Here is a 13047-nt window from a genome sequence, read left to right as displayed (position 1 = left end):
TTCCGGGGCACTGTCTCTCCATCCCTATTTCGCGACGCTCCCGAGGAGGTCATGGTATGGCTGTCAAACCGTGGTGGCGCGAGACCCTGGAGACCATTCTCTGGGCTCTGGCGCTCGCCCTGATCCTGCGCACCTTCGTCGTCCAGGCCTTCTGGATCCCCAGCGGATCGATGATTCCTACCCTGGAGGTGGGCGACCGCGTCCTCGTCGCCAAGTTCTGGTACCGCTTCAGCGATCCCGCCCGGGGCCAGATCGCCGTCTTCAAGTACCCCATGGACCCCCGCCGCGATTTCGTCAAGCGCATCATCGCCCTTCCCGGCGACGTCGTCGAACTCAAGGAGGGGACGGTCTTCGTCAACGGATCGCCTCAGACGGAGCCCTACGTCAAGAACCGCGACTTTTTCGAGATGCCTCCCGTCAAGATTCCCGAGGGGAGCTACTTCTGTATGGGCGACAACCGCCCCAACTCTCAGGACAGCCGCTTCTGGGGTTTCGTCCCCCAAAATTACCTCAAGGGTCCCGTCTTCGTCCGCTACTGGCCCCTGGACCGATTGGGAAGGGTGGAGTGACGTGGGACGGACCGTCTGGTTTCCGGGCCACATGGCACGAGGCTCCCGCAAACTGCTGGAACTCGTCGACGGCCTGGACCTCCTTGTCGAGGTCCGCGATGCCCGGGCCCCGATTCTGACGGCCTCGCCCTTCATCGAAGCCCTTCGCTCCTCCAAGCCCGTGTGGCAGGTCCTGACGCGCCGCGACCTGGCCGATGAGGCCGAAACCTCCCGCTGGATATCCTTCTTCCGCGAAAAGGGCAGCGAGGCCTGGACCTACGACCTTCGAAAGGACCGTCTCGACGGACTCGTCAAGGCCCTGAGCGCCCGCCGTCCGGCTCACCGGGAGCTGCGCCTGGCCGTCATGGGCATCCCCAACGTGGGCAAATCGCTTCTCCTCAACGGCCTCGTGGGGCGCAGGTCGGCCGTCGTCGGCGCCATTCCCGGCGTCACCCGGGGCGTCTCCTGGTTCAAGGGGAGAGATTTTCTCGTCGTCGACTCTCCGGGCATCGCCGACCCCCATTCGGGGGCTTCCGTCCACCGCTGGCTCGCCTGGATCGGCTGCAGCCGTCCCGAGGTCATCGGAGGGACGGAGGTGCTGGCTTTGGGTCTCATCGGCCTTCTGCGCCGCCGCGGGCTCTGGCGTCTCGTCGAGACGAGCTGGGGCGTCGGCGACGGAGGCGAGAGCGACGAGGCCCTCCTGGAGGCCATCGGCCGTCGGCTGGGCTGTCTCGTCCGAGGCGGCGTCGTCGACCTCTCTCAGGCGGGCAAACGCCTCCTCGACGCCTTCTCCACCGGTCGGCTGGGACGCTTCACGCTCGAGACGCCCGGTGAGGCTCCCCCATGGCGGGACGTCTGATCGTCGGCACCGATGAGGCGGGGAGGGGGCCTCTGGCCGGCCCCGTCGTCGCCGCCGCCGTCGTCCTCACCCGCCCGCAGCGGGAGATCCTCCTCGACCTGGGCCTGCGGGATTCGAAAAAGCTCTCCGAGGCCCGGCGCGAATCGCTCTTCCTCTCCATGAGCCGTCTCGGCGTGCTCTGGCGGGCCCAGGCCGCCTCGCCGGCGCGGATCGAGAGGATGAATATCCTTCAGGCCAGCCTCTGGGCCATGAAACGTTCCGTCCTGGCCCTGGCCGTCGAGGCCGACCGGGTCATCGTCGACGGGAATCGCCTCATTCCCGGCCTTCCCTTCGACCAGAGGGCTCTTCCCGGCGCCGACGACATCGTCCCCGCCGTGGCGGCCGCTTCCGTCGTCGCCAAGGTCCTTCGCGACAGGGCCATGACGGCTCTCGACCGCCTTTATCCCCAGTGGGGTTTCGCCCGCCACAAGGGATACGGAACGGCCTCCCACCGGGAGGCCCTCCGCCGTCTGGGCCTCTGTCCGATCCATCGGCCGAGCTTCTGCAGAAAGATCCTCCCGTGACGACGGGCATCGGCGGCCTCGATCCGAGACAGGGCCTTCCCCTGGGGCCGCAGGAGACGCAGGCGAAGGCTCCGCAGACGGCGGCCCGCCCCTCGTCCCTCCCCCTGGCCGACGGCGACGTCGTCGAGGGCCGCGTCATGGTCAAAAACGACGACGGCACCTACCTCGTCCGCGTCCTGGGGCGGGAGCTTCTGGCCCGCTCGACGATGGACCTCTTCCCGGGACAGGCCTTCCGGGCCCAGTGGCAGAACGGCGACGTGCCCCTTCTCAAGCTGCTCACGGCGGCGGGGCAGGGGCTGCTTCAATCCCTGTCGGGTCGCGATCTCGCCCTGGCCGAGGCCCTTCTCTCCCGAGGTCTCCCCCTGGGCAGGGAGGCCCTCGACGCGCTCCGCTCGGCCTGGCTGCGCCTCGGCGCCTCGGCGGAGAAACTGCCGGCCCTCGTCGAACTCTGGGCCCGCGGGCTGGAGATGACGGAGCGGAACGTCTCCGTCATCGTCGGCTATCTCGCCCTGAGCGACGGGGAGGTCTCGCGTCTCTGGAAGCGCTTTCGAGAACGTCTTTCGGCGAGGCTGGCGGCGGGAGTTCCCCTCAGGGAGGCCCTCGCCGGGATCCGAAGCGACGACGGAGAGCTCCATGACCTGCTCTCGGCCATGGCCCTGCTGGGATCGCCTCTTGCCGTCGATTCCGACGGAGAGGCCCGTCCCCTCCTCCGTTGGCCCCTTGAAGAGGGACCTCCGGCGCGCGTCTCCGTCGAGAACGGCCGCGGCCTCTGGCTCATGTCCTTCGATCTTCCCCTGAGGCATATGGGGACCGTCGAAGGGGAACTGCATTACGACGGCCGAGCCCTGGCCGTCTTCCTGAGGGCCTCTCCCGAGGGGATGGCCCCCATAGGGGAAGAGCTCGCGGGCCTGGCCGACCAGCTGCGGGAGCTCCCCCTGCAGCTTCAGCACCTGGGCCTCTCGGCCCTTTCCGAGGAAGGGCCCCGACTGTACCGGGGGGTGGATTTCGAGGCATGACGAAAGAGAGAAAAAAAGCGGCGGCTCTCCGCTACGAGCCCGGCCCGGGCGCGGCTCCCCGCCTTGTCGCCTCCGGGGAGGGCTATCTTGCCGAGAAGATCATCGAGATCGCCCGCAGCGCCGAGGTCCCTCTCGTCGAGGACGCCGCCCTGGTGAGCGCTCTTCTCGTCCTCGAGCTGGGCGAGGAGATCCCCGTCGAGCTTTACGAGGCCGTGGCCCGAGTCCTGGCCTTCGTCTACGGCATCGATCGTCGCGGCGTCAGGGGCGGCGGGAAGGGGCGGCGCCTTTGAATCCGCTCGAGAAGGGGCGTTACGGCGAGCAGATCGCCGTCGGCCATCTGCTCTCTCTGGGCTGGTCGATCAGGGGGCGCAACGTCCGCGTCGGAGGCGGCGAGCTCGATATCGTGGCCTTCGACGGCAGAGAAATCGTCGTCGTCGAGGTGAGGCTGAGAAGCGTCGGCCGTCTTCTGCCCGCTCGGGAGTCGGTGGGGCCCAGGAAGCTCAAGATCCTCGTCCGGGCCGGGCGGAGCTACGTCGCCCGTCTGGGGTGGCAGGGCCCCTGGCGCATCGATCTTCTCGCCGTGACGCTCGACGGCCGGGGGGGCGAGCCCCGGGTGGAGCTCCTTGCCGACATCGCCGCCGGGTGGCCTTCGTGAGCGACGTCTGCGGCGTCACGCTCCGGGGCGTCGAGGCCCTCAAGGTCGAAATCGAGGTGGAAATCACGGGCGGCCTCTTCGCCATCTCCATCGTCGGCCTTCCCGACGTGGCCGTCCGCGAGGCGCGGGAGCGGGTTCGAGCCGCCCTTCGCGCCATCGGCACCAACCTCAGAGGGCGCATCGCCGTCAACCTGGCCCCGGCCGATCTCCCCAAGGAGGGGGCCCTGCTCGACCTGCCCATGGCCGTCGCCCTGGCCGAACGGGAGGGGCTGATCCCCCGACAGAGGCCGGCCGTCTTCCTCGGGGAGCTGGCCCTGGACGGAAGGCTCCGCCGCGTCCGGGGTGCCGTTCCTGCGGCCCTCATGGCCCGAAAGTCGGGCCTGACGCTCTACGTCTCCGAGGGCAACGCCGCCGAGGTGGCCCTCGTCCCGGGCCTGGAGGCCTTCGCCGCCCCGACTCTGGAGGCCCTTCTGGCCCATCTCCGGGGGGAGGTCTCCCTCGATCCGGTCGGCCCGGCCGCCGACGAGAGAGCCCTCTGCGAGGCCGAGATCGATCTGGCCGACATCAAGGGCCAGGCGGCCGCCAAGCGGGCCCTTGAGATCGCCGCCGCGGGCCATCACAATCTCCTTCTCGTCGGGGCGCCTGGTTCGGGCAAGACCATGCTGGCCCGGGCCCTTCAGGGAATTCTGCCGCCCCTCTCGCAGGAGGAGCTTCTGGAGGTGCTTCTCGTCCGCAGCACCCTCGGACAGCCCTTCGGATCGGGGAGGCGTCGCCCCTTCCGGTCCGTCCACCACACGGCCAGTTCGGCCGCCGTCTGCGGCGGTGGCCGAGAGCTCCGCCCCGGCGAAGTGAGCCTCGCCCACAGGGGCGTTCTCTTCCTCGACGAGTTCACCGAGTTCCGCCGCGACCTCCTCGAAGCCCTGCGCCAGCCCCTGGAGGACGGCGAGATCGTCGTCAGCCGGGCCACGGGAACGGTCGTCTATCCGGCACGGGTGCTCCTCGTCTGCGCCTGCAATCCCTGTCCCTGCGGCTATCTCGGCGATCCCCTCCTTCCCTGCCGCTGTTCGGCCGCCGAGAGGGAGCGTTACAGCCATCGCCTTTCGGGGCCCATCCTGGACCGCATCGACCTTCACGTCGAGGTGCCCCGGCTGACGCCGGAGGAACTTGTCGACCTCTCCTCCGCATCGGGCGAGGCCAGTTCCGTCGTCGCCGCCCGCGTCGAGGCGGCGCGGACCCTTCAGCAGGAGCGGTGGAAAAGGTGGGGTTACGGCTGCAACGCCGAGATCCCCGAGAAGATCCTGCGCAGAACCTTCCAGGGAGGCGGGGAGATCCGGGCCTTTCTGGCCTCGGCGGCCCGGCGCCATCGTCTCACGGGCCGCGGCGTGAGCCGCGTCCTGCGCGTGGCCCGCACCATCGCCGATCTGGCCGGTGCCTCCCATATCGACGTGGGCCATGTGGCCGAGGCTCTGGCCTACAGAGGAAGAGGGGGAGAGGGATGGACCGAAGGCGCGCTCTGATGCTCCTCGGCGGCTGCGAGAGTTTCGATCGGGACGATCTCGAGGGCCTTCGCCTCGAGGGAGTCGACGCCGTCGAACTCCTCGAGGGGGGAATCTCCCTTTGGAAGGGACTGGGTCTGACGGAGCGGGTCCGGGCCTTTCTCGAGGAGGGCCTCGCCCGGCAGTGGGCCGACAGGGAGCTCGACCGCTGCCGGGACCTCGGCGTCACCGTCGTCACCGTCGACGACGAAGCCTATCCCGATTCCCTTCGTCGTCTGCCCGGGGCGCCTCTCGCGCTGTACCTGCGGGGAACGTTCCCCTCTCTGGAGGGGTCCGTCGCCGTCGTCGGAACGCGGCGCTGCTCGACCTACGGCCACCGCGTCGCCCACGACCTGGGGTGCCGCCTCTCCCAGATCGGCCTGGCCGTCGTCAGCGGAGGGGCCTCGGGCATCGACGGGGCGGCCCATTCGGGCGCCCTCGACGGAGGCTTTCCCACCGTGGCCGTTCTCGGCACCGGCGTCGACCGCGTCTTCCCCCGAGGCCACGAGGACCTTTTCCGCTCCATCGCCGCCAAGGGGGCGCTCGTCAGCGAATACCCCCTGGGGACGGAGGCCCGTCCCTGGCGTTTCCCCCGACGGAACCGGATCATCATCGGCCTCGCCTCGCGCCTTGTCGTCGTCGAGGCCCCGAAGAGAAGCGGCGCCATGATCACGGCCCGGCTGGCTCTGGAGGCCTCGCGGGAGGTCTGGGTCGTCCCCGGCCGTCTGGGAGAGGGCGTCTGCGAGGGCTCCAACCGCCTCCTCTTCGACGGCGCCTTTCCTCTCGTCGACCTCGACGAATTCGTCGGTCTCAACGGCCAGCGACAGCTCTCCCTCTTCGACACTCCCTCCCTTCCCGCTCCGACGCGGAGCCTTCAACTTTCGGAGGAGGAGAAACGCCTGTATTTCATCCTTCGCGACAGAGGGGAACGGGCCGTTGACAACCTTGCCGCCCAGGGTAAAATGGGCGCCGCCGATGTGGTCAGAATTTTGAGCCTCCTTGCCGCGCGGGGTCTGGTCTACCCCTCGGGACCGGGACGGTGGAGCGCCGGTCCGGGGATATGAACGGTTTTCGGCGGCGGAACTCTTCCGTTCCGAAAGAAAAGGGAGGGACCGCCCTTTGACGGCTGGCGCTTTTATGGTTAGATAATCCTCGTCCCCCAGGAAGAATCCGGGGGCTCCCTTTTGTCCAGGGGAAGCGCTCCTTCTTTGCGAGGGAGCTTTTTTACGGAGGTGCCCCCATGTTCTGTCGTCTGATTCACGATCTTGAACGCCGCCATCTTTCCGTCGAGGCCCTCGGCCTCGCCTGCCGCTATCTCGAAACGGAGGAATTCCCTCCCGAAGTCGTCGAGCGCGCCCTCGACGAATCGGTCCGTCTCGGACGGTCCGGCCGCCTTCGCGTCGGCGCCGAACTCTTCTCGGCCGTCCTCGAGGCCCTCTGGGAAGAGGCGGCACTTCCCCCCGCCGGTCGGGAAAGTGCCTTCCCCGTCGAACAGAGCGCCCGATGGACCTGCTAGGGCTTCGTCATGGCTAAGAAAACCCTCGTCATCGTCGAGTCGCCGACGAAGGCGAAAACCCTCTCCAAGATGCTGGGCCGGAACTACGAAATCAAGGCCAGCATGGGACACGTGCGCGATCTTCCCAAAAGCCGTCTGGGCGTCCTCGTCGAAGAGGACTTCGCCCCCGAATACATCCTTGTCCGCGGCAAGGGGAGCGTCGTCAAGGAGCTGAAAAGTCGGGCCAAAGGGGCCGACCGGATCCTTCTCGCCTCCGACCCCGACCGGGAGGGAGAGGCCATCGCCTGGCATCTGGCCTTCATCCTCGGCATCGACCCTGCCGCGGCCTGCCGGATCCGCCTCTTCGAGATCACCAAACAGGGCGTCAAGGAGGCCGTCGCCCATCCCGAGCCGATCGACCTCCGCCGCGTCGACGCCCAGCAGGCCCGACGCGTTCTCGACCGTCTCGTCGGCTACCGCCTCAGCCCCCTTCTGTGGAACAAGATCCGATCGGGCCTCTCGGCCGGCCGCGTCCAGTCCGTGGCCCTTCGCATCCTCTGCGAGCGGGAGCGGGAGATCGAGGCCTTCAAAGAGCAGGAGTACTGGCTCGTCGACGTCGAGGCGGGAAAGGACGACAGGCGGTACAGGCTCCGCCTGGAGAGGCGCGACGGCAAGGCCCTGACCCTGACCTGCGCCGAAGAGGCCGAGGCCGCCGAAAGGGAACTGCGCCGTCACCCTCTCGTCGTCGTCGACTGGAAGGCCAAGGAAAGCCGCCGAACGCCTCTGCCCCCCTTCAAGACGAGCACCCTCCAGCAGGAGGCCGGCCGGCGGCTGGGCTATGCCCCCAAGAGAACCATGGCCGTCGCCCAGTCCCTCTACGAGGGCGTCGAGATTCCCGGCAAGGGCCCCGTCGGGCTCATCACCTACATGCGCACCGACAGCCTCCGCGTCAGCGAATCGGCCCAGGAGGCCTGCCGGGCCTTCATCGAGTCCCGCTGGGGCTCGGACTATCTGCCGGAAAAGGCCAACGAACACAAAAGCCGGGGCCGCGTCCAGGACGCCCACGAGGCGATCCGTCCCACCGACGTGACCTTCGAGCCCCAGGAGATCAAGGCCCATCTCAGCCGCGAGCAGTTTCAGCTCTACGACCTCGTATGGCGCCGCTTCGTCGCCAGCCAGATGGCTGCGGCCCGCCTCTCCAGGACGACCGTCGACGTCGAGGCCGGTCCCTTCGGCCTTCGCCAGTCCGGCGTCTCCCTCCTTTTCCAGGGCTGGGGCCTCCTCTGGTCCCTCGACCTCAAAGAGGGAATCATCGACGGCGCCGAAAGGGGCGAGGTTCTGGAGCTCCTCGACGTGGCACGGACCCAGAAGTTCACCCGTCCGCCCTCGCGCTACACCGAATCGGGGCTCGTCAAGCTCCTCGAGGACAAGGGCGTCGGCCGTCCCTCGACCTACGCGGCCATCGTCTCCACCCTTCTCGACAGGGGGTACGCCGAAAGAGGGGACGAAAAGAAACTCGTTCCCACCGAGCTTGGCGTCGTCGTCTGCGACTTCCTCGTCGAACACTTCTCCGATCTCGTCAACACCGATTTCACGGCCTCCATGGAGGAGGATCTCGACCAGGTCGAGGGGGGACAGCGGCAGTGGCTCGACCTGGTCCGCTCCTTCTGGCAGACCTTTTCCGTCGATCTGGCCAAGGTGGAGGAGCTGGCCCCTCCCGTCGAGCTTCCCGTGCGGGAGATCGGCGAAAACTGTCCCGACTGCGGCTCTCCCCTCGTGATCAAGCGGGGGCGCTTCGGCGAGTTCATCGCCTGTTCGGGCTACCCCCAGTGCAAGTACAGCCGCCCCCTCCTCAAGACCATCGGCGTCGCCTGCCCCAAGTGCAAGGAGGGAGAGATCGCCCGGCGGAGGAGCAAGAAGGGGCGGATCTTCTACGGCTGCTCCCGCTATCCCGACTGCGACTTCGTGAGCTGGAACGAGCCCACCTCCAGGTCCTGCCCCGACTGCGGCGCCTTCCTGGAGAAAAAGAAGAAGGGGCGCAAGACGATCCTCTCCTGCTCGGCCTGCGCCTATTCCGTCGAAGAGGAGGGGGAAGACCATGGCGGCCAGGCCTGAAATCCTCGTCGTCGGGGCGGGGCTGGCCGGAAGCGAGGCGGCCTGGCAGCTGGCCTCCCGAGGGTACCCGGTCCGTCTCGTCGAGATGCGCCCCCGTCGGATGACGGCGGCTCACGTGACGGGCCACTGCGCCGAGCTCGTCTGCAGCAACTCTCTCGGCGCCGACGCCCTCACCTCGGCGGGAGGCATCCTCAAGGCGGAGATGCGTCGCCTGGGAAGCCTCATCCTCTCCGTGGCCGACGAGAGGCGCGTCCCCGCCGGCCAGGCCCTGGCCGTCGACAGGGAGGGCTTCGCCAGGGCCGTCACGGACCGGCTGGCCTCTCACCCTCTGATCCGCATGGAGTGCGACGAGATCGTCGAGCTTCCCCGCGGGCCGGCCATCGTCGCCACGGGTCCCCTCACCTCCGGCAGGCTGGCCGAGGCCCTGAAGGAGAGGGCAGGGGGCTTCCTGGCCTTCTTCGACGCCGTGGCCCCCGTCGTCACCGTCGATTCCGTCGACTTCTCCGTCGCCTTTCGGGCCGGCCGCTACGGTCGGGGCGACGACTACGTCAACTGCCCCATGGACGAGGAGCAGTACAGGGCCTTCCACAAGGCCCTCGTCGAGGCCGAGGGGGCGCCGAGGAAGGACTTCGAGAGGGACATGAGCTATTTCGAAGGCTGTCTTCCCGTCGAAATCATCGCCTCCCGCGGCCCCGAGACGCTTCGTTTCGGGCCTCTCAAGCCCGTGGGACTCGTCGACGCCTCCCGTCCCGACAGGGAGTTCTTCGCCGTCGTCCAGCTCCGCCAGGACAACGGCGAGGGAACCCTTTTCAATCTCGTCGGTTTCCAGACCAACCTGCGCTGGGGGGAACAGGAGCGCGTCTTCCGCATGATTCCCGGCCTGGAAAGGGCCGAGTTCGTCCGCTTCGGCGTCATGCACCGCAACGTCTACCTCTGTGCCCCCCGCGTCCTCGACGGAGCCCTGCGCCTGAAAGGGGAGGAGGACCTCTTCCTGGCCGGACAGATCGTCGGCGTCGAGGGCTACATGGAGAGCACGGCCATGGGGCTCGTGGCGGCCCTCAACGTGGCGGCCCGCTGCGAGGGACGCCCCTTCCCCCTCTGGCCTCGGGAGACGGCCATCGGCTCCCTCCTTCACTATCTCGTCGATGCCCTGCCCGCGACGTTTCAGCCCATGAACGTCAACCTCGGCATCTTCCCGCCCCTGGAACGCAAGGTCCGCCCCAAGCCCGAGCGTTGTCGCCAGGTGGCTCTCCGGGCCCTGGAGGCGCTGGGAAAAGGGGTCCGAAAAGAGGACTTGCCCGAAAATCTTCGATAATGTCGGTAAAAACCCCTCATCTTTTCCTTCGATCGTCTTCTCAATCTCCTGAAGAGTGATACGATAAGGGCCATGATCGACAACTTGTCCTCCGCTGTAGACAGTTTTCTGGATTTCATGAAGTTTAGTAAAGGGCGATCGGACAACACCGTCGTCAGCTATGCCGTCGATCTCTCCCAGTTCGTCGACTACCTTCTCCAGCAGGAGAGGACCTCTCCTCGTGAGATCGAATCGGGGAACATCCGGGGCTTCCTGAGGGAGATCGTCGGCTTCGGCTTCGCCCGCACGTCGGCGGCGAGAAAGCTTTCGGCCATCAAAAGCTGGATGGCCTATCTGCTGGAATGCGGCCTCATCGAGAAAGATCCCGCCGCGACGGTGAAGGGGCCCAAACTCCCCGGTCGCCTTCCTCGGGCCATCGCCTTCGAAGACGTGGTGCGCCTCATCGAGGAGGGACCCGAGGGAGAGTCGTTTCTGCGCGACAGGGCCCTCCTGGAGATCCTCTACGGCTGCGGCCTCCGCGTCGCCGAGACCGTCGACATCGACGGGACGGACGTCGATCTCGACGAAAGGTGGATCCGAGTCAAGGGCAAGGGGAGGAAGGAGCGGATGGTCCCCATGGGACGTCCCGCCCTCGCGGCCCTCCGCGCCTACGGCGAAGCCGAGGGGTCGCTCGGCGAGGGGCCTCTCTTCCGCGGGCCGGAAGGGACGCGGCTGACGGTGCGCACCGTCCATCGCGTCGTCACCCGGGCGGCCCGTCGCGTCGGCCTCTCGGGCGTGACGCCCCACGTCCTCCGCCACAGCTACGCCACGCACATGCTCGAAGGCGGAGCCAGCCTGAGGGTTCTCCAGGAGCTTCTGGGCCACGAAAGCCTCGTCACGACGCAGCGGTACCTCAAAATCACGGCCGATCAGCTTCTGGCCAGTTACAGCGCCGCTCATCCGCGGGCGGGAAGGGAAGAAAGCGATGGAACTCCTTAAGGGAACGACAATCCTCTGTGTCCGCAAGGAAGGCCTCGTGGCCATGGCCGGAGACGGCCAGGTCACGCTGGGCACTCAGATCATCAAGGCCTCGGCCCGCAAGGTCCGCCGCATCGGAGGCGACAAGGTCCTGGCCGGCTTCGCCGGCAGCACGGCCGACGCCATGACGCTGCTGGAGCGCTTCGAAAAACGTCTCGGAGAGGAACAGGGGCGCCTGGCCCGGGCCGCCGTGGCCCTCGTCAAGGAATGGCGCACCGACAAGGCCCTGCGCCGCCTCGAGGCGATGATGCTCGTCGCCGACGCCGAACAGACCCTGCTCCTTTCGGGGGCGGGCGATGTCCTCGAGCCCGAGGGCGACGCGGCGACGATCGGCTCCGGCTCCGGCTTCGCCCTGGCCGCGGCCAGGGCCTTCCTGGAATCGGGAACGCTCGACGCCGAGGCCGTGGCCCGGCGGAGCCTGGAGATCGCCTCGGAGATCTGCATCTACACCAACGACGCCCTCACCGTGGAGGTCCTGGGACGATGACCCTTCTCGGAGAGAGAAACGGACTGACGCCGGCGGCCATCGTCGCCTACCTCGACCGCTTCATCGTCGGCCAGGGCAAGGCCAAGCGGGCCGTCGCCGTCGCCCTCCGCAACCGCATGCGCCGTCGGCTCCTCGAGGAGAGCCTGGCCCGGGAGGTGGCCCCCAAGAACATCCTCATGGTCGGCCCCACGGGGGTGGGCAAGACGGAGATCGCCCGACGCCTGGCCGGTCTCGTCGACGCCCCCTTCGTCAAGGTCGAGGCCACCAAGTTCACCGAAGTGGGCTACGTGGGGCGCGACGTCGAATCGATGATCCGCGACCTCGTCGAGGCCTCCCTTCAGACCGTCAAGGGCCGTCGGCTGGAAGAGGTCAAGGCTCCCGCCGCCGAGCGGGCCGAGGAGCGCCTCCTCGACGCCCTCCTTCCCTCGCCGCGCCGTCTCTCCCAGGTGCCCGACTTCTTCCGCTCCTTCATGGGAGGCCGCCAGGAGGAGCCCGAGGAGCCCGTCGAGACGGAAGACGAGGCGGAACGTCGGCGCGGCACGAGGGAGCGCCTGCGGGAGATGCTTCGAAAGGGCAAGCTCGAAGGGCGTGACGTGGAGATCGAAGTGACCCAGTCCGCCGCGGCCGGCATGCCGCTCATGGGCGGCGCCGGCCTGGAGGAGATGGGCATCAACATCGGCGAGATGCTCGGCGGCCTCCTTCCCAAGAAATCCAAGCGCCGTCGCGTCACCGTCGCCGAGGCCCGTCGCCTCCTCGAAATGGAAGAGGCCGAGAAGCTCATCGACATGGAATCGGTCGTCAAAGAGGCTCTCTCCAAGGCTCAGGAGGAGGGCATCGTCTTCATCGACGAGCTGGACAAGGTCGCCTCGGGAGAGGGCCGCTCCTCCGGCCCCGACGTGAGCCGCGAAGGCGTTCAGCGCGACCTCCTTCCCATCGTCGAGGGCTCGTCCGTCTCCACCAAATACGGCACGGTCCGCACCGACCACATCCTCTTCATCGCCGCCGGAGCCTTCCACCGCGTCAAGCCCTCGGACCTCGTCCCCGAGCTTCAGGGGCGTTTTCCCATCCGCGTCGAGCTCGACTCGCTGGAGGAGAAGGACCTGGCCCGCATCCTCGTCGAGCCCGAGAACAGCCTCGTCCGCCAGTACGAGGCCCTTCTGGCCACGGAGGAAGTGGCGCTCTCCTTCGAGGAGGAGGCCGTCGGAGCCATCGCCTCCTTCGCTGCCCGCATCAACGGCGAAATGGAGAACATCGGCGCCCGCAGGCTTCATACCCTGATGGAGCATCTCCTGGAGGAGATCAGTTTCGGCGCTCCCGACATGGCCGGAACGTCGATCGTCATCGACGGAGCCTTCGTCCGGTCTCGCCTCGAGGTTCTGGCCGGCGACGCCGATATCCGCCGTTACCTGCTCTGACCGAGCATCACGAAAAGCCCTAGGAGG

Annotated in this window: 14 protein-coding genes; all 14 read left to right on the top strand. The window is 67.7% G+C overall.

Translation table 11 applies throughout. The features are described from left to right. Positions 1 to 56 precede the first annotated feature (56 nt). The 14 genes from lepB to hslU all read left to right on the top strand — a co-directional run bounded on the left by lepB (position 57) and on the right by hslU (position 13020). Positions 57 to 569 (top strand): signal peptidase I, encoded by a 513-nt coding sequence (gene lepB, locus KAR29_RS10035; protein WP_274372857.1) that lies wholly within the window; start codon positions 57 to 59, stop codon positions 567 to 569. 1 nt (position 570) lies between these two features. Next, a complete protein-coding gene (locus tag KAR29_RS10030) occupies positions 571 to 1407 on the top strand; it encodes a YlqF/YawG family GTPase (RefSeq protein ID WP_274372856.1) in 837 nt (278 codons plus the stop codon). Further along, entirely contained in the window at positions 1392 to 1970 is a 579-nt protein-coding gene (locus KAR29_RS10025) for a ribonuclease HII (RefSeq protein ID WP_274372855.1), read from the top strand. The genes KAR29_RS10030 and KAR29_RS10025 overlap by 16 nt, the downstream gene beginning before the upstream one ends. After that, complete coding sequence (locus KAR29_RS10020; RefSeq protein ID WP_274372854.1) at positions 1967 to 2986, top strand: hypothetical protein; 1020 nt, start codon at positions 1967 to 1969, stop codon at positions 2984 to 2986. The genes KAR29_RS10025 and KAR29_RS10020 overlap by 4 nt, the downstream gene beginning before the upstream one ends. After that, positions 2983 to 3276 (top strand): EscU/YscU/HrcU family type III secretion system export apparatus switch protein, encoded by a 294-nt coding sequence (locus KAR29_RS10015; protein ID WP_274372853.1) that lies wholly within the window; start codon positions 2983 to 2985, stop codon positions 3274 to 3276. Before KAR29_RS10020 ends, KAR29_RS10015 begins: the two co-directional genes overlap by 4 nt. Next, positions 3273 to 3641: a YraN family protein gene (locus KAR29_RS10010; RefSeq protein ID WP_274372852.1), complete on the top strand. Its 369-nt coding sequence runs from the start codon at positions 3273 to 3275 to the stop codon at positions 3639 to 3641. The genes KAR29_RS10015 and KAR29_RS10010 overlap by 4 nt, the downstream gene beginning before the upstream one ends. Next, positions 3638 to 5158 carry a YifB family Mg chelatase-like AAA ATPase gene (locus KAR29_RS10005; protein ID WP_274374966.1) on the top strand — a complete coding sequence of 507 codons (1521 nt, stop codon included), beginning with the start codon at positions 3638 to 3640 and terminating at the stop codon, positions 5156 to 5158. Before KAR29_RS10010 ends, KAR29_RS10005 begins: the two co-directional genes overlap by 4 nt. Next, the gene (gene dprA, locus KAR29_RS10000) at positions 5137 to 6240 is read left to right on the top strand and encodes a DNA-processing protein DprA (RefSeq protein ID WP_274372851.1); all 1104 of its coding nucleotides are present in this window, start codon (positions 5137 to 5139) and stop codon (positions 6238 to 6240) included. Before KAR29_RS10005 ends, dprA begins: the two co-directional genes overlap by 22 nt. Positions 6241 to 6416: 176 nt before the next feature. Continuing rightward, positions 6417 to 6692 (top strand): hypothetical protein, encoded by a 276-nt coding sequence (locus KAR29_RS09995; RefSeq protein ID WP_274372850.1) that lies wholly within the window; start codon positions 6417 to 6419, stop codon positions 6690 to 6692. Positions 6693 to 6701: 9 nt separating this feature from the next. Next, complete coding sequence (gene topA, locus KAR29_RS09990) at positions 6702 to 8786, top strand: type I DNA topoisomerase (protein ID WP_274372849.1); 2085 nt, start codon at positions 6702 to 6704, stop codon at positions 8784 to 8786. Beyond that, entirely contained in the window at positions 8770 to 10101 is a 1332-nt protein-coding gene (trmFO, locus tag KAR29_RS09985; protein WP_274372848.1) for a methylenetetrahydrofolate--tRNA-(uracil(54)-C(5))-methyltransferase (FADH(2)-oxidizing) TrmFO, read from the top strand. The genes topA and trmFO overlap by 17 nt, the downstream gene beginning before the upstream one ends. A gap of 117 nt (positions 10102 to 10218) precedes the next feature. Continuing rightward, positions 10219 to 11079, top strand: a complete 861-nt coding sequence (locus tag KAR29_RS09980) for a tyrosine recombinase XerC (protein ID WP_274372847.1) — start codon at positions 10219 to 10221, stop codon at positions 11077 to 11079. Next, a complete protein-coding gene (gene hslV / locus KAR29_RS09975; RefSeq protein ID WP_274372846.1) occupies positions 11066 to 11605 on the top strand; it encodes an ATP-dependent protease subunit HslV in 540 nt (179 codons plus the stop codon). Before KAR29_RS09980 ends, hslV begins: the two co-directional genes overlap by 14 nt. Then, the gene (hslU, locus tag KAR29_RS09970) at positions 11602 to 13020 is read left to right on the top strand and encodes an ATP-dependent protease ATPase subunit HslU (RefSeq protein ID WP_274372845.1); all 1419 of its coding nucleotides are present in this window, start codon (positions 11602 to 11604) and stop codon (positions 13018 to 13020) included. The genes hslV and hslU overlap by 4 nt, the downstream gene beginning before the upstream one ends. Positions 13021 to 13047: the final 27 nt, after the last annotated feature.

Source organism: Aminithiophilus ramosus (genome assembly GCF_018069705.1).
In the GTDB taxonomy this organism is placed as follows: domain Bacteria; phylum Synergistota; class Synergistia; order Synergistales; family Aminithiophilaceae; genus Aminithiophilus; species Aminithiophilus ramosus.
This window is presented reverse-complemented; position numbering and strand designations above follow the sequence as displayed.